At 39.7% G+C, this 20,801-nt stretch carries 20 protein-coding genes and 1 riboswitch; of the genes, 2 read left to right on the top strand and 18 right to left on the bottom strand.

Annotated features, from left to right (window positions below; translation table 11 throughout):
• Positions 1–533 precede the first annotated feature (533 nt).
• The 3 genes from AC6CHV_RS25775 to AC6CHV_RS25765 are packed head-to-tail and all read right to left on the bottom strand — an operon-like array spanning position 534 to position 3,712.
• Positions 534–836, bottom strand: coding sequence for a YerC/YecD family TrpR-related protein (locus AC6CHV_RS25775; RefSeq protein ID WP_099354963.1), 303 nt, complete (start codon positions 834–836; stop codon positions 534–536).
• 29 nt (positions 837–865) lie between these two features.
• Positions 866–1,915 (bottom strand): DUF3048 domain-containing protein, encoded by a 1,050-nt coding sequence (locus tag AC6CHV_RS25770; protein WP_341329767.1) that lies wholly within the window; start codon positions 1,913–1,915, stop codon positions 866–868.
• Between the two features lie 54 nt (positions 1,916–1,969).
• A complete protein-coding gene (locus AC6CHV_RS25765) occupies positions 1,970–3,712 on the bottom strand; it encodes an adenine deaminase C-terminal domain-containing protein (protein WP_498079936.1) in 1,743 nt (580 codons plus the stop codon).
• Between the two features lie 157 nt (positions 3,713–3,869).
• Between AC6CHV_RS25765 and AC6CHV_RS25760 the strand changes: the two genes are divergently transcribed.
• Positions 3,870–4,127: a YgaP family membrane protein gene (locus AC6CHV_RS25760; protein ID WP_440273134.1), complete on the top strand. Its 258-nt coding sequence runs from the start codon at positions 3,870–3,872 to the stop codon at positions 4,125–4,127.
• 87 nt (positions 4,128–4,214) lie between these two features.
• Here the strand turns inward: AC6CHV_RS25760 and purD are convergent, their stop codons facing one another.
• From purD to AC6CHV_RS25690, 14 genes are all read right to left on the bottom strand, one after another.
• On the bottom strand, positions 4,215–5,507 hold the full coding sequence (gene purD, locus AC6CHV_RS25755; protein ID WP_341329764.1) for a phosphoribosylamine--glycine ligase: 1,293 nt from the start codon (positions 5,505–5,507) through the stop codon (positions 4,215–4,217).
• Between the two features lie 169 nt (positions 5,508–5,676).
• Entirely contained in the window at positions 5,677–7,215 is a 1,539-nt protein-coding gene (gene purH / locus AC6CHV_RS25750) for a bifunctional phosphoribosylaminoimidazolecarboxamide formyltransferase/IMP cyclohydrolase (RefSeq protein WP_498079935.1), read from the bottom strand.
• Positions 7,212–7,808: a phosphoribosylglycinamide formyltransferase gene (gene purN, locus AC6CHV_RS25745; protein WP_341329762.1), complete on the bottom strand. Its 597-nt coding sequence runs from the start codon at positions 7,806–7,808 to the stop codon at positions 7,212–7,214. Before purN ends, purH begins: the two co-directional genes overlap by 4 nt.
• Positions 7,805–8,845 carry a phosphoribosylformylglycinamidine cyclo-ligase gene (purM, locus tag AC6CHV_RS25740; protein WP_341329761.1) on the bottom strand — a complete coding sequence of 347 codons (1,041 nt, stop codon included), beginning with the start codon at positions 8,843–8,845 and terminating at the stop codon, positions 7,805–7,807. Before purM ends, purN begins: the two co-directional genes overlap by 4 nt.
• Positions 8,846–8,868: 23 nt before the next feature.
• Positions 8,869–10,287, bottom strand: a complete 1,419-nt coding sequence (purF, locus tag AC6CHV_RS25735) for an amidophosphoribosyltransferase (RefSeq protein WP_121449513.1) — start codon at positions 10,285–10,287, stop codon at positions 8,869–8,871.
• Positions 10,263–12,491, bottom strand: coding sequence for a phosphoribosylformylglycinamidine synthase subunit PurL (purL, locus tag AC6CHV_RS25730; RefSeq protein ID WP_341329760.1), 2,229 nt, complete (start codon positions 12,489–12,491; stop codon positions 10,263–10,265). Before purL ends, purF begins: the two co-directional genes overlap by 25 nt.
• A complete protein-coding gene (purQ, locus tag AC6CHV_RS25725) occupies positions 12,475–13,164 on the bottom strand; it encodes a phosphoribosylformylglycinamidine synthase subunit PurQ (RefSeq protein WP_498079934.1) in 690 nt (229 codons plus the stop codon). The genes purL and purQ overlap by 17 nt, the downstream gene beginning before the upstream one ends.
• On the bottom strand, positions 13,161–13,415 hold the full coding sequence (purS, locus tag AC6CHV_RS25720; RefSeq protein WP_498079938.1) for a phosphoribosylformylglycinamidine synthase subunit PurS: 255 nt from the start codon (positions 13,413–13,415) through the stop codon (positions 13,161–13,163). The genes purQ and purS overlap by 4 nt, the downstream gene beginning before the upstream one ends.
• On the bottom strand, positions 13,415–14,131 hold the full coding sequence (purC, locus tag AC6CHV_RS25715) for a phosphoribosylaminoimidazolesuccinocarboxamide synthase (protein WP_498079937.1): 717 nt from the start codon (positions 14,129–14,131) through the stop codon (positions 13,415–13,417). Before purC ends, purS begins: the two co-directional genes overlap by 1 nt.
• A gap of 49 nt (positions 14,132–14,180) precedes the next feature.
• Positions 14,181–15,473 carry an adenylosuccinate lyase gene (purB, locus tag AC6CHV_RS25710; protein ID WP_498079933.1) on the bottom strand — a complete coding sequence of 431 codons (1,293 nt, stop codon included), beginning with the start codon at positions 15,471–15,473 and terminating at the stop codon, positions 14,181–14,183.
• 12 nt (positions 15,474–15,485) lie between these two features.
• Positions 15,486–16,631, bottom strand: coding sequence for a 5-(carboxyamino)imidazole ribonucleotide synthase (gene purK / locus AC6CHV_RS25705; protein ID WP_498079932.1), 1,146 nt, complete (start codon positions 16,629–16,631; stop codon positions 15,486–15,488).
• Positions 16,618–17,106 carry a 5-(carboxyamino)imidazole ribonucleotide mutase gene (gene purE / locus AC6CHV_RS25700; protein WP_341329756.1) on the bottom strand — a complete coding sequence of 163 codons (489 nt, stop codon included), beginning with the start codon at positions 17,104–17,106 and terminating at the stop codon, positions 16,618–16,620. The genes purK and purE overlap by 14 nt, the downstream gene beginning before the upstream one ends.
• A 227-nt stretch (positions 17,107–17,333) precedes the next feature.
• Positions 17,334–17,435: riboswitch (purine riboswitch) on the bottom strand.
• Positions 17,436–17,509: 74 nt separating this feature from the next.
• The gene (locus AC6CHV_RS25695; RefSeq protein ID WP_498079931.1) at positions 17,510–17,707 is read right to left on the bottom strand and encodes an NETI motif-containing protein; all 198 of its coding nucleotides are present in this window, start codon (positions 17,705–17,707) and stop codon (positions 17,510–17,512) included.
• Positions 17,704–18,246: a DUF5698 domain-containing protein gene (locus AC6CHV_RS25690; RefSeq protein WP_498079930.1), complete on the bottom strand. Its 543-nt coding sequence runs from the start codon at positions 18,244–18,246 to the stop codon at positions 17,704–17,706. The genes AC6CHV_RS25695 and AC6CHV_RS25690 overlap by 4 nt, the downstream gene beginning before the upstream one ends.
• 189 nt (positions 18,247–18,435) lie before the next feature.
• On the opposite strand from AC6CHV_RS25690, the gene AC6CHV_RS25685 reads away from it, so the two are divergent.
• Positions 18,436–18,870, top strand: a complete 435-nt coding sequence (locus AC6CHV_RS25685; protein WP_341329753.1) for an Hsp20/alpha crystallin family protein — start codon at positions 18,436–18,438, stop codon at positions 18,868–18,870.
• 36 nt (positions 18,871–18,906) lie between these two features.
• Here AC6CHV_RS25685 and AC6CHV_RS25680 read toward each other — a convergent pair whose 3' ends face one another.
• Positions 18,907–19,212: a DUF3784 domain-containing protein gene (locus tag AC6CHV_RS25680; RefSeq protein WP_341329752.1), complete on the bottom strand. Its 306-nt coding sequence runs from the start codon at positions 19,210–19,212 to the stop codon at positions 18,907–18,909.
• Positions 19,213–20,801: the final 1,589 nt, after the last annotated feature.

The raw sequence follows: 20,801 nt of genomic DNA, 5'->3' as shown, positions 1-20,801 counted from the left end.
CTTAACCTGTTAATGTTTCTTAAGTTATGTTCCTCATACACTTGATGAAGTACTTAACCTGTTAATGTTTCTTAAGTTATGTTCCTCATACACTTGATGAAGTACTTAACCTGTTAATGTTTCTTAAGTTATGTTCCTCATACACTTGATGAAGTACTTAACTCCTTAATGTAATTTAAGTTTTGTTCTTCATACTCTTGATGAAGTACTTAACCTGTTAATGTTTCTTAAGTTATGTTCTTCATACACATGATGAAGTACTTAACCTGTTAATGTTTCTTAAGTTATGTTCCTCATACACTTGATGAAGTACTTAACCTGTTAATGTATCTTAAGTTATGTTCCTCATACACTTGATGAAGTACTTAATTACCTTAAGTTATGTTCCTTCTTAATTTTAATTAAGTAAAAAAACTCACAATATAAACTCCATATACGACGACGATACACCATTACTAAATTCGCAATATACCACTAACCGAATCAACAAAAAATAAAAAGCCGAAACTCAAGGTTTCGACTTTCACACATAATTACTGTTTTTCCGTTTCTTTGACACGATCGAGTGCCATTTGATAGGCATCGTTTCCGTAATTTAAGCATCGCTTTACACGAGAAATGGTTGCTGTACTTGCCCCTGTTTCCGTTTCGATTTTATGGTACGTATTTCCTTCTTGTAGCATTCTTGCGACTTCAAGGCGTTGCGCAAGTGACTGGATTTCATTTACCGTACATAAATCATCGAAGAATCGATAGCACTCCTCAAGATCGTTTAGTGATAGGATTGCATTAAATAATTGATCAAGTTCTTTCCCACGTAATTTATCAATTTGCATGTGATTTCTCCCTTTTTAAAATGTTTTTTCTAGTTTCCAAACGATACGGCACCGGCGATTCCAGGTGTTGTTGGAATGATATTAATCCATGTTTTCCCTGGGACTAAGCCGACTTCTTCCCCATTTGCAAATGGCACAATTCTTCCCTCAACATTTTTCCACTCGATTTCCTGTGCCTTTCCTTTCTGAAGCAAAAAGCCTTTTCCTCCGGTTGTCACATCAACAGCACGTCTTCCATAATCATCGATAAAGCGATGATTCATTTCAACGATCAATACATTGTCAAGTAATACCGGTGTACTTGTCTCACGGTCTACTGTCTGGTCGCCTCCGCTATAACGCTCATACTTACTTTTTTCAGCATTATAATCGTAGACTGCTGAAAATATATCTCTTGATGAATAGGACACTCGAACATGTTCAGCTGCTGTGCCTTCAATGCCATCTAACTCATTCTCAGATAAAAATGAAAAACTTTGAACCTCGTCTTCCATTGAATATCCTTGCTTATCTGCCCCTTTTACAATATTTTCAAATGAAATATATGAGTTATGTGGGGCAACATTGTGGTCAGCACGCCAAAAAAGAGTGCCATCATAAACCATTCCATTTATGTTGTCTATCTTGCCGCTGTTAAGAATCTGTTTAGCCTCTGGGCTCCAGCCATGTGCTACATATAGTGCATCAAAGCCTTTGCTCAACTCAATATAATAATCTCTAGCACTACGAACTGGTCCAATAATTTCTGGTTTTTCACTTTGGAACACAGCTAGGAAACGAGTTACATCTCCTTCCGCTAACACTTCATACACTATATCAGCCATATGAAGTCCTGACTGCGGACGTGCTTTTGGATGATTGTTGACCATGACTGCAAATGGACGACTATCTACATCCTCGTTTGTTCCAATTCCTGTTAAAGGAAAGACATGTTCAAACTCTTCCTTTGGTTCATCCTTTGTTACAGGCTGGACCTGTTTTGGTTCATGCTCTTCCTGTTGCTTTACAGCTTCCTTATTGCTACAAGCTGCTGAAAAGAGTAAGAGAAGAATTCCTAGAATGTATATAGTCTTTTTCATATTTGATTACACAACCTTTTTAATAGAAAATCAAAATTGAAATCCTTTTATATTTTAACGCATTATTGACGGAAAGAGTACCATTTTATTCATGACATCATAAATTCCCTGTGGTGTAATGCGAATATAAGGCAAATGAGTAGACGATAAAAAGCTTAATGTATAAATCGGGTCACTGTGATTATAACCTCGCTCACGTACTAAACGAACTAACTCCTTTTCAAGTACACTTAAATCTACTACAGATTTAGACGAAGTGATTCCACCAATATCTAGTGGGACTTCATGTAAAATGTTACCGTTTTCAACTAAAACTATTCCACCACCAAGTTCCTTCATGCGATTAAAGGCAAGAAGCATATCCTTTTTATTTTTTCCAATTAATACAAAATCACCCGTATTTGAAAAAGAACTTGCAAACCCCGAAATGCGATTTGCGAAACCTTTAATCATTGTGTTGACACGCCATTTCCCTTCCCGGTCAACTAACATCAAGAAGCTCTCATCATGTTCCATTGAAATTTCATCATAAGATGCATCAATGGAAATCGAATATGGTTTCATAATAACAGCATTCTCCATCTTCATTCCGAACGGCATTGAAAACTGTAAGTCATCAAGCGTCAGTTCCCAGTTGGTAGCAAGGTTTGTAAAGCCCTGACTCTTCCACGGAAATTCTGGAAATGCATGTTGATCTTTATTTTCACGTTTCACCCAAACCCCTTTAGCAAGGACAGATTCAGGAGTTGGATTCTCTTTTGATGTTAAAATATTTAGATTTGCAATTCTTCCCGTAGCTATCATACCATGGAGGTTATCCATGTTATAGTGCCTTGCTACATTGATTGTTGCCATATTGTAGGCATCGATAATTGGTACACCTTTATCAATTGCGATCTTTATCATGTTATCTATAATTCCCTGTTCATAAAACGCTGGTGGTGAACCATCTGTTGTGAAAATGAACTTATCATACTGATCAATACCTATTTCATGTATTTCGTCCAGAATTTTTGGCAGGTCCGGGCGAATCGAGGAATTACGCAATGAAGTTGTGTAGCCTTGCAGAAGACGATTCAATACATCTGTACCAGTCATCGACTCATGGTCGCAATCCGAACCCAATAACATCATTTTGGCTAATGTTTTTTCAGAAGCACCTGGAAAATGACCTTCGACCTTTTTTCCAATCCGTTTCGCTTCTTGAATCCAATGAAGCATGAGATCATTTCCATCAAGCAACTTCGGCCATCCCGTCAATTCCCCACCTTGAACAACAGCATCATGCTCAAGCCAACTTAACACATTTCCATTAGAAAAAGCTTGCTCTTCATGATGAATTTCTGTCTGTGGATCAAACCTACACCACCAGTACATTGTGACTGGAAGGTTTTTCATTTCTTCCAAAAAAGAAAACGCTTTCTTTTTACTCGTTTGTAATGCGAGCACTAAGTTATCATTTATGATTGTAGTCGTCCCTGTTTGGGATGCATATTGAGCAAATGAGTGGGGATTATATAAATGAAATGAATGTGCATGAGGTTCAATGTAACCTGGCACTACAAATTTCCCATCACACTCTACAACTTCACAGTTGGTAAGTTTTGATGGCAGCTGTTGACCCACGTACACAATACGATCTTGGTAAATCCAGATATGTGCGTTGATCCATTTTTTTAACATTTGATTTAAATATGTGACGTTTTTTAATAGAATTGTTGGTGATTTTTTTCCATCTATGACAGCAACATGTTCACGTAGTTGCTTATTTTTCCAACGGTAACGTTGCCCAACCATTAACCATCTCTCCAATCTCTGCCTTAAGCTATGGAAGCGCTTTATGCTATAGTAACATATTAATTGATTTAGTGCATTAAAGACTTCAAGAAAAAATTGTAAAACTTTTTGACAATTTTTGAGGTAAGGTAAAGATCTTTGAACGGGGGTAAAAAAAATGAAACCGAATATAGGGATGATCAATGCTTTAGTCCGCATTACATGTGGATTTACGATGCTTGCTTGGGCTACCGCTAAAATGGTAAAACGTCCGTGGCGTGAAAGTTTCATTTTCGTGGCGATGCTTGGGGGAATGAAGGTGGCAGAAGGTATTACTCGTTTCTGTCCACTTACAGCTCTCTTTCAAGAGTATGTCGAGAGAAAGCAAGAGGAACCAGAACCATTAAAAGAACTTCCTCCAATAAATCCATCATAAAAGGTAAGAGGATTATCCTCTTACCTATTTTATAATGCATTTTTACCGTAGTAGAATTTCGTTTTTAATATCGAAAATGTATGATATTCACACAAATTGTGCGCTATTCTTATTATTTGCGTTATAAGAAATCGCCTTGTTCCCAATATCCTTTCGGTAAAATAAATTTGAGCACTTTATTTTTTCTGCTTCTTGGTATACAAAGTCCTGTGCTTTTTCAAGAGTTTCACCGCTAGCTACAACGGTCAACACTCTTCCACCATGCGTAACAAACTGATTGTTGACCAAATCTGTTCCAGCATGGAAAGCTGTAATTTTCTCATCAAGGTTGTCTAGCCCTTCGATGACTGCTCCCTTTTCATAGCTTTCTGGATATCCTTTTGATGCAAATACGACACCAAGTGTTGCTTTATCTGACCACTCTAGGGAAATCTCCTTTTGATCAAGTAATCCTTCTATAACATCAATGAAATCCGTTTCTAAACGAGGAAGGACAACCTGAGTTTCAGGATCTCCAAATCGAGCATTGTATTCAATTACTTTTGGCCCATTAGCGGTCAAAATGAGCCCCGCATATAGGATACCAGTAAAATCTCTACCCTCTTCTTCCATCGCTTTAACTGTTGGGTTAATAATGGTTTCGATTGCTTCTTGAACAATATTGTCTGATATTTGCGGGACTGGTGAATAAGCACCCATTCCCCCAGTGTTAGGACCTTCATCATTGTCAAAAGCACGCTTATGGTCCTGTGAAATCACCATCGGATAAGCCGTTTTCCCATCCACAAAAGCCATTAATGAGAATTCTTCCCCTTCAAGAAACTCTTCAATAACTACTTGAGTACTTGCTTCACCAAATTTATTATCTTCAAGCATGTCGTACACACTTGTTAATGCATCATCCAAATTAAGAGCTACTGTAACACCTTTACCAGCAGCTAGGCCGTCCGCCTTAATAACGATAGGTGCTCCTTTTTCAAGGATATATTGTTTCGCTTCTTCATAAGAAGTGAATGTCTCATACTCTGCGGTTGGGATATTGTACTTTTTCATAATTTCCTTCGCAAAGGATTTACTACCTTCAAGTAGGGCAGCATCTTTTGTTGGGCCAAATATCGCGAGGCCTTCAGCCTGGAATCGGTTCACGATACCATTAATTAATGGGACTTCAGGTCCAACTAGGGTAAGGTCGATTTGTTCTTTTTTCGCAAACTCTATTAAACCATCAAAGTCATTTTCATCAATGTTTATTAAAGTTGCGATCGTCTGCATGCCTGGATTTCCTGGTGCAACATAGACGGTCTCTACTTTTTGGCTTTGCCCGACTTTCCAAGCAAGTGTATGTTCACGGCCACCGCGGCCAATGACTAGTACTTTCATTTTTTCACCTCATCAAACGAATTTGATTAACTTATATCTACAATGTCTAGCTCCAGCGCCTAGCCCCTCGAGGTCACAACCCAATCCATCTAGAAGGTTAAAGTACAACCTTCTGGATGGCTCGTCTTGTGCTTGTCAGGGCTGATCAAGGCGCTTGCGCTTTTCCTAATTAGTGTTTAAAATGACGTACTCCGGTAAAGACCATTGCGATTCCGTATTCATCGGCTTTTTGAATGGATTCTTCATCACGAATGGATCCTCCAGGCTGGATGATGGCAGTGATGCCAGCTTTTGCCGCAGCTTCAACTGTGTCACCCATTGGGAAGAATGCATCTGATGCAAGTGCTGAACCTTTTGCTTTTTCACCTGCTTGGTTAATTGCGATATTTGCTGATCCTACACGGTTCATTTGACCGGCACCAATTCCAATGGTCATGTCGTCTTTTGCTAACACAATTGCGTTCGATTTAACATGTTTTACAACCTTCCAACCAAGCTTTAAATCAGCCCATTCTTGTTCAGTTGGTTCTCGCTTAGTAGGAACAGAGATAGTTGCCTCTTCCAATCCGTATGAATCTTCATCTTGAACAAGTAATCCGCCACGAACGGACACAAGTTTCTTTTCAACCTTCTCGTCATCTGAAAGGTCAACAGTCAACAAACGGAGGTTTTTCTTTGAAGAAAGAATTTCAAATGCTTCCTCACTGAATGATGGTGCAATGATAATTTCAAGGAAGATTTCTCGCATTTTATGAGCTGTTTGTGCATCAACTTCACGGTTCAGTGCGATAATCCCCCCAAAAATTGACGTTGAGTCTGCTTCATATGCTTTTTGGTAGGCTTCCTCTAAAGTAGCACCCACTCCAACTCCGCAAGGATTCATATGCTTAACAGCAACCGCTGCAGGCTCTTTGAACTCTTTAACAATTTGAAGGGCAGCATCTGCATCGTTAATATTATTGTAAGATAATTCTTTTCCATGCAGTTGTGTTGCGGACGCAATCGAAATATGCGTTCCTAATGGTTTTTTATAAAATGCTGCCTTTTGATGAGGGTTTTCACCATAACGAAGGTCTTGTTTCTTTTCATAAGTAACGGTTAAGGATTCTGGATTTTCCTCACCCGCTGCATTTGTTAAAAATTCAGCGATTACTGCATCATAAGCAGCAGTGTGTCGGAACACTTTTGCTCCTAAACGAAGCTTTGTTTGTGCTGCAACTTCACCTTTTTCAGATATCTCCGCTAATACAGTATCGTAATCCTGTGGATCAACAACAACTGTTACATATTTGTGGTTTTTTGCAGCAGAACGAAGCATAGAAGGTCCGCCAATATCAATATTTTCAATCGCATCCGCAAACTGAACATCTGGTTTTGCAATTGTTTGTTGAAAGGGATATAGGTTAACAACAACTAAATCGATTGGTGTAATATCATGCTCTTGAAGTTGTTTTACATGTTCTTCATTTTCTCGTACCGCTAGGAGGCCACCATGAATATTTGGATGTAGTGTTTTGACACGACCATCCATAATTTCTGGAAAGTTTGTTACCTCTGAAATTCCGATGACAGAGAGTCCCGCTTCCTCAAGAGTACGCTTTGTACCACCTGTTGAAATAACTTCAACCCCATTATCAATTAAGCCTTTTACAAAAGGAACTAGTCCCTGTTTATCTGAAACACTGACAAGTGCGCGCTTGATTGTCACTTTGAATCGCTCCCTACTCTAGAATTCTTTGCTGTTACAAGTGATTGCAGGATCTGTGGATAAAATTCATGCTCAATTTGATGAACTTTTTCTTCAATGATTGCTAATGTATCTCCTGGTTCAATAGAAAGTTCCTTTTGGGCAATAATTGGACCTGTATCCATTCCTTCATCGACATAATGAATCGTAACACCAGTCGTCCTCACGCCCGCTTCAAATGCCTGACCAATTGCATCCTTACCCGGAAAAGCTGGTAAAAGAGAAGGATGAATATTGATGATTTTGTTGCGATACGCCTTTAAAAGCGTATCGCCAATTAATCTCATGTATCCAGCCAATACAATTAATTCTACTTTTTTCTCACGTAAAGCTTCCACAATTTCGGCTTCGAATAATGATTTTTCTTGATAGTCTTTTGGTGAAAAAACAAAAGTGTCCACCCATTCCTTTGAAGCACGTTCAATTACTTTTGCACCTGGCTTATCACAAACTAGTAATTCAATTTCTGCTGCAAGTCTACCTTCTTTTACCGAATCTGCAATGGCTTGAAAGTTTGTGCCACTCCCTGATGCAAATACAGCTATTTTTTTCATACAAGTGCTCCCCCACCAAAGGTTACACCATTACCTTCTTTAATACGGCCAATAATATATGCTTTTTCACCTTGCTCTTCAAGTAGTTGAAGAAGTTCATGGAGGTCAGCCTCATTAATGGCTAACACCATTCCGATTCCCATATTAAATATATTAAACATTTCTTCACGATTTAGGTTTCCGGTCTCTTGAAGCAGATCAAAGATTGGTGGAATTGGCCATGAACCGTAATCAATCTCCGCCCCTACACCTTCTGGAAGCATACGAGGAATATTTTCAATAAAGCCCCCACCTGTAATATGGGACATACCCTTTACTTCAAACTTCTCCATTGCTTTTAATAAAGACTTCACATAAATTTTAGTCGGTTGAAGAAGTTCTTCACCTAATGTACGCCCGATTTTTCCGTACGTTTTGTGAAGGTCCAATCCTCCATCCTCTAGTAGAACCTTACGGACAAGTGAATAGCCATTACTGTGAATTCCACTTGAAGAAAGGCCGATAAGAACATCACCAGGCTTAATTGAAGCGCCAGTTACAAGCTTAGACTTTTCTGCAACACCCACTGAAAAACCAGCAAGGTCATATTCATCCTCACTATACATTCCTGGCATTTCAGCAGTTTCACCGCCAATTAATGCACAACCCGCTTGTTCACAACCATCAGCAATTCCTTTTACAATTTGCTCGATTTTTTCGGGCTGTGCTTTTCCGCATGCAATATAATCTAAAAAGTATAAAGGCTCAGCTCCCTGAACCACAATATCATTCACACACATTGCAACCGCATCAATCCCAATTGTGTCATGCTTATCCATCATAAAAGCCAACATCAACTTAGTGCCAACACCGTCTGTGCCAGAAACCAACACAGGCTCTTTTACGTTTACCTTTGATAGGTCAAACATTCCACCAAAGCTGCCAAGTCCACCCATCACTTCTGGGCGAACTGTTTTTGCAACATGCTTTTTCATTCTGGAAACAGCCTCATAGCCTGCTTCAATGTCTACTCCAGCTTGCTTATAAGCATTTGCCATCGTTATGAACACCTCTACTTTTTTTAGCTGAATACTTTTTCATGCGGTAATACCGTATCCGGGAAGATCTCCGTCGGATATTTCCCTGTAAAACAAGCCATACATTGTCCGCGAGTTTCCCCTTCAAACGGTCTTGCAATTGCTTTTACAAGCCCCTCAGGACTTAAAAATGTTAATGTGTCCGCCCCAATGATTTGACGCATTTCTTCAATTGAATGTGAAGATGCAATCAATTCTTCATGTGTGGAGGTATCAATTCCGTAAAAGCATGGATTCTTAATTGGCGGTGAACTAATGCATACATGCACTTCTAATGCACCTGCATCGCGAAGCATTTTTACAATTCTTCGGCTTGTTGTTCCACGAACAATAGAGTCATCCACCATGACAACGCGCTTGCCTTCTACAACACCATTAACAGGTGAAAGTTTCATTTTCACACCTTGTTCACGTAATGATTGGGTCGGCTTAATAAACGTTCTGCCGACATATCGATTCTTAATGAGACCGAGCTCATAAGGAATTCCAGATTCCTCTGCGTAACCAATCGCTGCCGAAATACTAGAATCTGGCACACCGGTTACTATATCGGCATCAATTGGTGCCTCTATAGCAAGCTGTTTACCTAAATTTTTTCGGGCTGTATGAACATTCACTCCGTTAATATTACTATCCGGGCGTGAAAAATAAATATATTCCATACTGCACATTGCACGATTATTCATTAAGGAGAAACGCTCTGATTGAATGCCTTCATCATTGATCACAATCAATTCACCAGGCTCGACATCTCTTTCGAATTTAGCACCAATTATATCAAACGCACAAGTCTCAGAAGCTACTACCCAAGCATCTCCAAGTTTACCAAGTGATAACGGACGAAGACCATTTGGATCCAGAGCAACTATCATTTTCTTTTCCGTCATGATCAAAAAGGCATAAGCCCCTTTTAACATGGTTAAGGCATTTTTGACACGATCTTTAATTTTTGTATAGCCGCTTTTTCTAGTTAGGTGTGCAAGAACTTCAGTATCAGAAGACGTTTGAAAGATACTACCTTGGTTTTCCAACTGATGCTTCAAGTCATTTGCATTTACAAGGTTTCCGTTATGAGCAATCGCTAGCCCACCTACTTGAGAATGAAAGAGGAGGGGCTGAACATTTTGAATGCCCCCACCCCCAGCTGTTGCATAACGAACATGCCCAATTGCTGCACTTCCTTCTAATTGTTCAAGTTGGCCATTGCCAAACACTTCATTCACAAGGCCTTCTCCTTTTACAATTCGAAGCTTTTCACCATTACTGACAACAATGCCGGCACCCTCTTGACCACGATGCTGTAAGCTGTGTAATCCATAATAAGTTAGTTTTGCTGCATCTGGATGTCCCCAGATACCGAATACACCACATTCCTCGTTTAAGCCTTTGAGTTCAGCAAGCATGGGATTGCTCCTTTCCATGTGCGTTTTAGATCATCGACTGGTAGATTAATAATTTCCTTTCCAGTTTGATCCTCAACGATAAATAATCCATCGCCTGTTACTTCTCCGACCAGATTAGCTCTTACTAGCTGTTCAAACTTCTCTTTGTTTTCCTTCTTCACAGATACGATAAAACGAGATTGTGTTTCACTGAATAACTCAGTTACCGCATCTCCTTGAATTTGTACTTTTACACCTAAGCCCTTTGCCCCAAATGTCTTTTCTGCTAATGCAACTGCAAAGCCACCCTCTGCCACATCATGTGCAGAAGCAATAACGCCTGCACGAATGGCAGTTAATACTTGTTGTTGTCTTCTTTTTTCAATCTCTAAATCTAATTCAGGAACCGGACCGAAAATCTCGCCATGAATTAATTTTTGTAGCTCGCTGCCTGCGAATTCTTCTTTCGCCTCACCGATTACATACACAAGGTCGCCCACTTCTTTGAATTCTTGAGTTGTAATATGAGAAACATTGTCAATCAAACCAACCATTCCAATAACTGGTGTTGGGTAAATTGCTTCACCGTTCGTTTCATTATAAAGAGACACATTTCCACCAATAACTGGTGTATTTAGCACACGGCATGCTTCGCTAATTCCGTCAGCTGCTTTTTCAATCTGCCAAAAAATCTCTGGCTTCTCTGGATTTCCAAAGTTAAGGTTATCTGTGATTGCAAGAGGTGCACCACCTGAGCAGACAATATTTCTAGCAGCTTCACTAACTGCGATTTGTCCCCCAACCTCAGGGTCTAAATAGAGATACCTAGAATTACAGTCTGTAGTCATCGCGAGTGCTTTCTGTGTGTCGCGAATTCTTACAACCGCTGCATCCGAACCAGGAGCAACAACTGTATTAGTGCGAACCATATAATCATATTGGTCATAAACCCATTCTTTACTTGCAATTGTAGGCTGTGCAAGTAAATCTACAAGTGTTTGACTTACATCTTCAAGCTTAGGAGCTTCAATCTTCATTTCTTTAAATTCACGATAAGAAGCAGGTTCGCTTGAAGGCTTATGATAGACAGGAGCTTCTTCAGCTAATGCATCAACAGGAACATCAGCGATTACTTCTCCCTTGTGTACTAAGCGAAGTTGTTTGTCATCTGTAACTTTACCGATCGCCACAGCTTCAAGATCATATTTATTTACGATATCTTGGATTTCTTGCTCTCTTCCTTTTTCAACAACGATTAACATCCGCTCCTGTGATTCAGAAAGCATCATTTCATAACCTGTCATACCTGTTTCACGTTGTGGGACTAGGTCAAGATTCATTTCAATACCAGAGCCAGCTTTACTCGCCATTTCTGCAGATGAACTAGTTAGTCCTGCTGCGCCCATGTCCTGAATTCCAACTAGTGCATCAGATTTTACTAGTTCTAAGCAAGCTTCAAGCAACAATTTTTCCATAAATGGATCGCCAACCTGTACTGCAGGGCGCTTTGCATCTGAATCCTCAGTAAGTTCCTCAGAAGCAAAGGTTGCACCGTGAATTCCGTCACGACCAGTTTTGGCCCCAATATACATGACTGTATTGCCAACACCCTTTGCCTGACCCTTTTGAATATCTTCATGATTGATCAGTCCAACGCACATTGCGTTTACGAGTGGATTTCCTTCATAAGAAGCATCAAATTGAATTTCTCCACCAACTGTCGGAATTCCGATACAGTTTCCGTAACCCGCAATACCTGCTACAACTTCTTCGAACAAATACTTTACTCTCGGTGAAGTTAGCTCTCCGAAACGAAGAGAGTTTAATAGAGCAATCGGTCTTGCTCCCATAGAAAACACGTCACGGATTATTCCACCAACACCCGTCGCCGCCCCTTGATAAGGCTCAATTGCAGAAGGATGGTTATGACTTTCGATCTTAAAAACAACCGCTTGGTTATCACCAATATCAACAATCCCAGCACCTTCACCTGGTCCTTGAAGAACTCGCTCACCAGTTGTCGGAAACTTTCGTAACACCGGCTTAGAGTTTTTATAGCTACAGTGCTCAGACCACATAACTGAGAATAAACCTGTCTCTGTATAGTTTGGAAGTCTACCAATAATCTTTTCGATTAATTCAAACTCTGAATCACTTAAACCCATTTCACTATATATCTTTTGTTCTTTAATTTCCTGCGGACTTGGTTCAAGAAGTAACGACATGTGCTGCCAACCTCCAATTTTTCACAATTGATTGAAATAATTTGATTCCATCTGCACTACCCAATAATTCCTCAACCGCTCTTTCTGGATGAGGCATCATCCCTAGAACATTTCCTCGTTCATTTGTAATACCTGCGATATCCGCAACACTACCATTTGGGTTTGTTCCGTTATATGTGAACGCGATCTGATTATTCTCTTGTAATCTAGCAAGTGTTTGCTCATCACAATAATAGTTTCCTTCACCGTGGGCAATCGGAACAGTAACGACTTCACCAGCTTCATATTCAGATGTAAACATTGTTGTATTGTTTTCGACTCGAAGTTCAACTGGACGACACATGAACTTAAGTTTTTCATTACGGCGCATCGCACCTGGTAGAAGCCCAGCTTCTAATAATATTTGGAAGCCATTGCACACTCCAAGAATTGGTTTTCCAGACTCAGCTGCTTTTACAACTTCATCCATAACATTTGAAAAACGAGCAAGTGCTCCTGTACGTAGGTAATCTCCATAAGAGAAGCCTCCAGGAAGTAAAATACCATCGAATTCTTCTAGATTTGTTGCAGTATGTGATACATACTCCACCTCTTCACCAAGCGCATCTTTCACAGCATGATACATATCAACATCGCAGTTAGAGCCTGGAAATACGATTACGGCAAATTTCACTGTGTGACAACCTCCTCAACCTCATAACGATAATCCTCAATTACCGTATTCGCTAAAAGCTTTTCACAAATCTCCTTAACCGTTTTATCAAGGTCAGCTACCGTTTCTTCAATCATTAACTCCATATACTTTCCAATACGAACATCGGATACTTCTTTATAATTTAATTGGTGCAATGAACCTTTCACAGCACTTCCTTGTGGATCTAAAACACTTTCACGTAATGTTACATAAACCTTTACTTTGTACATCATGCAATTTGTCCCCCTAGTCGATTTAAAATTTCCGTATAAGCGTCTGTTACATTTCCGAGGTCTCTACGGAATACGTCTTTATCCAATTTTTCATTTGTTTCAATATCCCAGAAGCGGCAGGTATCAGGTGAAATCTCATCAGCTAATAAAACCTCTCCGTCTTTTGTGACACCAAATTCGAGTTTAAAATCTATTAATCTGATTTGAAGGTCTAAAAAGAAAGTACGTAATACATCATTGATTTTTAGCGCCTGTTCTTTAAGTTCTAGGACTTGATTTTTAGTTGCAAGATTTAGAACTTCAATGTGGTCCTCGTTCACAAGTGGATCACCTAGGTCGTCATTTTTATAGTAAAATTCAACAATCGGTTTTACTAAGTCCGTTCCTTCCTCAATTCCAACTCGTTTTGAAAAACCGCCAGCAACTACGTTCCGCACAACAACCTCCAGCGGTATGATTGATACATGCTTGACGAGTTGTTCATTTTCTGAAAGCTTGCCGATAAAATGTGTTTTGATTCCTGCCGTATGAAGTTTTGAAAAAATCAGGCTTGTAATTTCGTTATTCAATCGACCCTTGCCAACGATTTGTGCTTTCTTTTCTCCATTAAACGCTGTGGCGTCATCCTTGTACTCCACTAAAACGATGGAATCTTCAGCTGTTTGATAGAGTTTCTTAGCCTTTCCTTCATACAGTAAACGAAGCTTTTTCACGTCCATCTTGACTCCCCCTAAAAGATTCAGATTAAGCGACTCTATATTTTTATAAGCCTAAGCGTTCAAAAATCATGTCTACGTGCTTAAGGTGGTAATTATAATCAAAGCAATCGTCAATTTGTGCTGGAGATAAACGGCTCGTAATTTTTTCTTCAGCTTCAATTAACCCGCGGAACGGAACTTGTTTTTCCCATGCTTCCATTGCCTTAGGCTGTACAGTATCGTATGCCTCTTCTCTTGTTAAACCTGAGTCAATCAATGCTAACAACACACGTTGCGAATAAATCAATCCAAGTGTACGGTCCATATTGCGTTTCATGTTCTCTGGGAACACAGTTAGGTTCTTTACAATATTTCCAAAACGATTAAGCATATAATTCAACGCAATCGTAGCATCTGGTAAAATAATGCGCTCTGCAGAAGAATGTGAAATATCACGTTCATGCCAAAGTGGCACATTTTCATATGCTGTCATCATATACCCACGAATTACACGAGCCAATCCTGTCATATTCTCAGACCCAATTGGGTTTCGTTTATGTGGCATTGCTGATGAACCTTTTTGACCTTTCGCAAAAAATTCTTCTACTTCTCTTGTTTCACTCTTTTGTAAGCCACGAACCTCTACCGCAAATTTTTCAATTGAAGTTGCGACAAGTGCTAATGCGGACATATATGCCGCATGACGGTCACGCTGTAACGTCTGTGTCGAGATCGGTGCAGCCGTAATACCAAGCTTTTCACACACATACTGCTCAACAAACGGATCAATATTCGCATAAGTTCCAACCGCTCCTGAAATCTTCCCAAACTGAACACCCTCCGCAGCTTGCTTGAAGCGTTCAAGATTACGTTTCATTTCCTCATGCCATAAAGCAAGCTTTAAACCAAATGTTGTTGGTTCGGCATGAACTCCATGCGTACGTCCCATCATAACAGTGTGTTTATGTTCCTTCGCTTTTTCCGCTAAAATATTGATAAATCGTTCTATGTCTTTTTGTAAAATGTCATTGGCTTGTTTTAACAAATAAGATAGGGCTGTATCCACAACATCGGTGGATGTTAATCCATAATGAACCCATTTTCTTTCTTCACCTAATGTTTCTGATACGGCACGTGTAAACGCCACAACATCATGTCTTGTTTCCTCTTCGATTTCTTTAATTCGATTCACATCAAAGGATGCATTTTTGCGAATAAGGGCAACATCTTCTTTTGGAATATCACCCAGCTCTGCCCAAGCCTCACAAGCTAAAATTTCCACTTCAAGCCAAGCACGGAACCGATTCTCCTCCGTCCAAATAGCCCCCATTTCCTCACGTGTATAACGACCAATCATATAAAATCCTCCTTAAATGCGGATATGTGAATCATGCCAAATTTGTAAGATATCTGACTTTTTCAAAGCCTCTTCCACTGTTTGTCCTAAGACGGTAACATGCCCCATCTTTCTCTTCACTTTTGCTTCGGCTTTACCATATAAATGAACCTTCACACTTGATAATTGTGATACTTTCTCAAGTAATGGCTGTACATGCTCACCAAGAATGTTTGTCATCACAACAGGACGTAACAGAGTTGTTTCTCCAAGCGGCCAATTACATACTGAGCGAACATGCTGCTCAAATTGTGAAGTTTCACATGCATCGATTGAATAGTGACCAGAGTTATGTGGACGTGGTGCCAATTCATTGATATAGATTTCGCCATCCTCAGTCACAAACATTTCAACCGCTAATGTTCCTACTAATTGAAATTCGGAAGCAAGCTTCATCGCCATTTCTTTTGCCTTAGTTTCTCTTATTTCAGAAATTCTAGCCGGAACAATTGATTGGTGTAGGATATTCTCAACGTGAATGTTTTCTGCTACTGGGAAAGCCTTTACCTCTCCTGCTGGATTTCGTGTAACAATGACAGAAACTTCTTTCTGAAACGGAACCCATGCTTCCAAGATGCAACCCCCAGAATCCAGAAGTTTTCCTGCTAATTCTATATCTTCCGTCTGTTTTAAAACAAATTGACCTTTTCCGTCATAGCCTCCACGGCATGTTTTTAACACGGAAGGAAATCCAATTTCCTCGACTGCCTCAGCTAATTGCTCTTGATTCTCCACAAGTCGAAACGGTGCAACTTGTAAGCCAATTTCCTGAATCGCACTCTTTTCAGTACCACGATCTTGTGTAATTCTTAAAAGGTGGCTCCCTTGTGGTAGGTTTGCATTTTCCTCAAGCCATGTAAGAGCCTCATAATCTATATTTTCAAATTCATACGTAATGACATCACTAACGCTTGCCAATTCCTTGATAGCCTCTAGGTCATCATAATTAGCCGTAATTTCAATATCAGCCACCTGTCCACACGGGGAATTTGGCGTTGGGTCCAAAACGGCCACAAGAAAACCCATTTCCCTAGCCGAAATGGCCATCATTCGTCCAAGCTGACCACCACCAATAATTCCAATCGTTTGGCCCGGTAAAATTTGCTTATTCAAGTTCATCACTACTTTCTAGTACTTGAATTTTTTTGTTTTCTCTTATATCAACGAGCTTCTGATCCCACTCTGGATTAGATGTCCCAAGAATCGAAGCTGCTAGTAATCCTGCATTTGTTGCGCCTGCTTTACCAATCGCAACTGTTGCAACTGGTACTCCACCTGGCATTTGAACAATTGACAATAATGAATCAAGCCCATTTAATGCACGTGATTGAACCGGAACCCCGATTACTGGTAGAGTTGTTTTTGCTGCAACCATACCCGGCAAATGCGCAGCACCACCAGCTCCCGCAATGATGACTTTAATGCCTCGTTCTTTTGCTTTTTCTGCATATTCAAACATAAGGTCTGGAGTACGGTGAGCAGAAACTACCTTTTTTTCATAAGGAATTCCAATATCCTCTAAAACATTGCACGCTTCTTTCATCGTTTCCCAATCCGAAGTACTTCCCATAATTACACCAACTACTGGATTCATAAGATCCTCCTAAATTGTCATAAATCAAATACACCTTGGCGTATTTTCGCCCAGATTGTTATTCGAGTTCGCTCGAATAATTTCCTTTAAAAATCTGAGCCTTCCATTATTTCAATAAAAATAGCCGTTAGTATAAGATAAAAGTTAAAATAAAAATGCCCAGGAAAAAGACTGATTTCCAAAAAGGGAAAGCAATCCTACCTGGGCATTCTATATCAAGAATAGGTAAAATTATACTTTTCCCTCATAGTCCAATAATTTACGGTTATCGGGTAGAAACTTATGGGCCATATTCCCAAGATTATATGAGGTATTTTTTCTAACCTAATCTTATCAACATAGTGGCTCAATTGTCAATTAATATCGAACGTTTTACAAAAATTTCATTTTTAATGTTCGTGTTTTACTGCAATATCCCTTCAAAAACTATCTTTCTCCCACAAGGTTCGACGTCAATCCCCCCATTACGCGTCACCTCCTGAAAGACAGGTTCTTCCATTCTCCTAACAGGCAAATACCCTTCTGCCTTCATTCGGTCGAGGCATTGATCAATCGTTTCATTTTGTTTGACTTCAAATTTTTGCTTTTTTGGTTTACTCATGTTTCAAGCTTTCCTCTCTTAACAGCCTTCACCCAGAATCCGCCATGAATGGCCTTTGGTTCATACGTAATCACAAACGCCTTCGGATCCATATCAGTAATGGTTTTATATAATTTCATCTCATATTTGCGAGGAGTTAAAATCGTCATCGACAATCTGTCTCCCTCTCTACCCTGGGTTTGCCATGTCGTAACTCCGTATCCCTCATCGCGCAGTTTTTTCGGCAAATCCATCTCATATTCCTTAGTAATTACATTTACTGTAATATATCCGAGCGCAAGCTTCTCTTCAATCTTCATCCCAACAATAACACCGATTCCGTAACCTACTGCATACGCCACTAAATTTTGAATTTGATTTAAATTATCTAGTACCAAACCAAGACCCACGACATAAATAACAACCTCAACCGTACTAATTAATGCAGCTAAATACCGCTGCCCCTTCAACGTCAAGATCATCCGAATCGTAAAAAAAGACACATACACAATATTAATCACTAAAATAATGAGGACCATTACATATGCATTCGATAACAAATTTACTCCCCCTTCGGAAACTTTCCTTCTCTTAGCTTACCAAAGTATTCATTTTACTAAACATTTTCCCTAAAGAATACTACCCGAAACATATTTTTCCACGAAATTTCCTAGTAGGCACATACCTAATTGAAATCTCATATACTACTTTAGTTGAATTATGTATTTTTGAGGAGGGAACAACAGCCCATGAAAATGGACCAATTTAAAAATATGAATAATTGGAGAAAGCAATGGGACCATTTTTTTGGTGATGAATTTTGGAATGAATTTACCCCATTTTTCGATAACGCCCATTCTCAACTAAACCTTTACCAAGGAGATAATGAGCTACTGGTCGTCCTAAGCCTACCAGGGTTAACAAAAGTTGAGGATGTCGACATTTATGTAAACCATCAAACACTCGAAGTACAAGGAAAAATCAATTTGAACTTTAAAGGCTTTGATATCATTCAAGAAGGTATTTTCCAAGGAAGCTTTCAACGAGAAATACAACTCCCCTACACGGTAAAAGAAGATCGGATTAAAGCAAGCTATAAAAGAGGACTCCTACTCGTACACCTTCATAAGCAAATCCCCGATGACTCCCGTAAAAAAATAGAGGTAGTAGATAGAGACAAATAAATGGGAAAATCCCTCACGATTCAGTGGGGGATTCGATTATTTTGGGCGATTGAGTTGATTTACATAAATAATTAGGAGTATAGTTCCAACAAAAGTAATTGCTCCGAAAAGAAGTCCTACCCATTCACTTATAAATTCTAAACCAAATGGAAGCAATATGGTAAGAACACCGATAATAATCGTAAACACACCTACTGCTTTTGCTAACTTCTCCTTATCTCCTTTAAACGTTTCTTCATTATATCCGGCGATTAAAGAAAGAATCTTCTTCTTCCATGTCAAATACCCCATAAAAATACATAAAAGCCCGACAATAAAACAGATGATGAATCCAGCAAGCATTTGAGGTCCTCCTCTGTTATTTGATGTTTATATTGGTATTACGGATTAATGGTGTCGGAGGTTTCAGGATTATATTTTTTGGGGAGTTGGTATGGGATATTAAAATAAGTTGGTGAGATAGGGCGGAGTTGGTTAGGCAAATTTGGGGGATGAGTGTTTTTTTGGCATAAGGATTGATATCTTTACCTATATGTGGTTGGGATTTCTTTATTTTTTCTAATTGTTCGCTTTCTTATAAAGCTAACTGGTTTGGAGTTTCCTGAATTTATCCATTTGCGAGCCTCTTTATGAGACTTACTGGTTCGGAGTATCCTAATTTCATCCATTTGCGAGCCTCTTTATGAGACTTACTGGTTCGGGGTTCACTAATTTTATCCAACTGCTTGCCTCTTTCCGAGGCTTGCTGGTTCGGAGTATCCTAATTTCATCCATTTGCGAGCCTCTTTATGAGACTTACTGGTTCGGGGTTCACTAATTTTATCCAGTTGTAGAACTCTTTCCAAGGCTTGCTGATTTACATATATAAAATGCTTTTCAGTTCAATTTGATTTCACTTTATTCAATTTGCAGCTCTTTCCGTGTTTGTCTATCATGTTTCTCTTTTTATAGAACATTTGAGAAAAAGCGTTTGTTACATTATTCTTTCAAACAAAAAAGACCAACCATAACGGTTGATCTTTAAATTGCCTAGCGACGTCCTACTCTCACAGGGGCAATGCCCCAACTACCATCGGCGCAAGAGCTTAACTTCCGTGTTCAGTGGTCGGCTTCCGATGTGCGGCAGATTTCTGCGTCAGCTGCGCTCACTCCAATCCTCATGTACATAGTACATTCCGGTTGTCGCTCCCTTGCTTCCTTGAACTCTTTGCTCCTCGAAACCCGACCTATTCTATTTGATAGCCTTATTTCCGTAAAAACTTCTTTTACACCACAAAACCTTACGGTTTTGAAAAAACAAAAAAGACCAACCATAACGGTTGATCTCTTAATTGCCTAGCGACGTCCTACTCTCACAGGGGCAATGCCCCAACTACCATCGGCGCAAGAGCTTAACTTCCGTGTCCGGTGGTCGGCTTCCGATGAGCGGCAGATTTCTGCGTCAGCTGCGCTCACTCCAATCCTCATGTACACAGTACATTCCGGTTGTCGCTCCCTTGCTTCCTTGAACTCTTTGCTCCTCGAAACCCGACCTATTCTATTTTTTATTCTTATTTCTGTAAATCGCTTCTTTTACTCCACAAAACCTTTCGGTTTTGAAAAACAAAAAAGACCAACCATAACGGTTGATCTTTCGTTTGCCTAGCGACGTCCTACTCTCACAGGGACAAAGTCCCAACTACCATCGGCGCAAGAGCTTAACTTCCGTGTTCGGTGGTCAGCTTCCGATGAGCGGCAGATTTCTGCGTCAGCTGCGCTCACTCCAATCCTCATGTACACAGTACATTCCGGTTGTCGCTCCCTTGCTTCCTTGAACTCTTTGCTCCTCGAAACCCGACTTATTCTATTTTTTATTCTTATTTTTGTAAATAGCTTCTTTTACTCCACAAAACCTTTCGGTTTTGAAAAACAAAAAAAGACCAACCATAACA

Source organism: Ferdinandcohnia sp. GQ5 (genome assembly GCF_059759275.1).
This window is presented reverse-complemented; position numbering and strand designations above follow the sequence as displayed.

Bases quoted from the DNA above. Each gene is read 5' to 3' on its own strand.
- purD (WP_341329764.1), bottom strand. From the start codon at position 5,507: ATGAAAGTACTAGTCATTGGCCGCGGTGGCCGTGAACATACACTTGCT.
- purE (WP_341329756.1), bottom strand. From the start codon at position 17,106: ATGAATCCAGTAGTTGGTGTAATTATGGGAAGTACTTCGGATTGGGAA.
- AC6CHV_RS25760 (WP_440273134.1), top strand. From the start codon at position 3,870: ATGAAACCGAATATAGGGATGATCAATGCTTTAGTCCGCATTACATGT.
- purM (WP_341329761.1), bottom strand. From the start codon at position 8,845: ATGGCAAATGCTTATAAGCAAGCTGGAGTAGACATTGAAGCAGGCTAT.
- AC6CHV_RS25775 (WP_099354963.1), bottom strand. From the start codon at position 836: ATGCAAATTGATAAATTACGTGGGAAAGAACTTGATCAATTATTTAAT.
- purN (WP_341329762.1), bottom strand. From the start codon at position 7,808: ATGAAAAAAATAGCTGTATTTGCATCAGGGAGTGGCACAAACTTTCAA.
- purL (WP_341329760.1), bottom strand. From the start codon at position 12,491: ATGTCGTTACTTCTTGAACCAAGTCCGCAGGAAATTAAAGAACAAAAG.
- purK (WP_498079932.1), bottom strand. From the start codon at position 16,631: ATGAACTTGAATAAGCAAATTTTACCGGGCCAAACGATTGGAATTATT.
- AC6CHV_RS25685 (WP_341329753.1), top strand. From the start codon at position 18,436: ATGAAAATGGACCAATTTAAAAATATGAATAATTGGAGAAAGCAATGG.
- AC6CHV_RS25765 (WP_498079936.1), bottom strand. From the start codon at position 3,712: ATGGTTGGGCAACGTTACCGTTGGAAAAATAAGCAACTACGTGAACAT.
- AC6CHV_RS25695 (WP_498079931.1), bottom strand. From the start codon at position 17,707: ATGAGTAAACCAAAAAAGCAAAAATTTGAAGTCAAACAAAATGAAACG.
- AC6CHV_RS25770 (WP_341329767.1), bottom strand. From the start codon at position 1,915: ATGAAAAAGACTATATACATTCTAGGAATTCTTCTCTTACTCTTTTCA.
- purS (WP_498079938.1), bottom strand. From the start codon at position 13,415: ATGTACAAAGTAAAGGTTTATGTAACATTACGTGAAAGTGTTTTAGAT.
- purF (WP_121449513.1), bottom strand. From the start codon at position 10,287: ATGCTTGCTGAACTCAAAGGCTTAAACGAGGAATGTGGTGTATTCGGT.
- AC6CHV_RS25680 (WP_341329752.1), bottom strand. From the start codon at position 19,212: ATGCTTGCTGGATTCATCATCTGTTTTATTGTCGGGCTTTTATGTATT.
- purB (WP_498079933.1), bottom strand. From the start codon at position 15,473: ATGATTGGTCGTTATACACGTGAGGAAATGGGGGCTATTTGGACGGAG.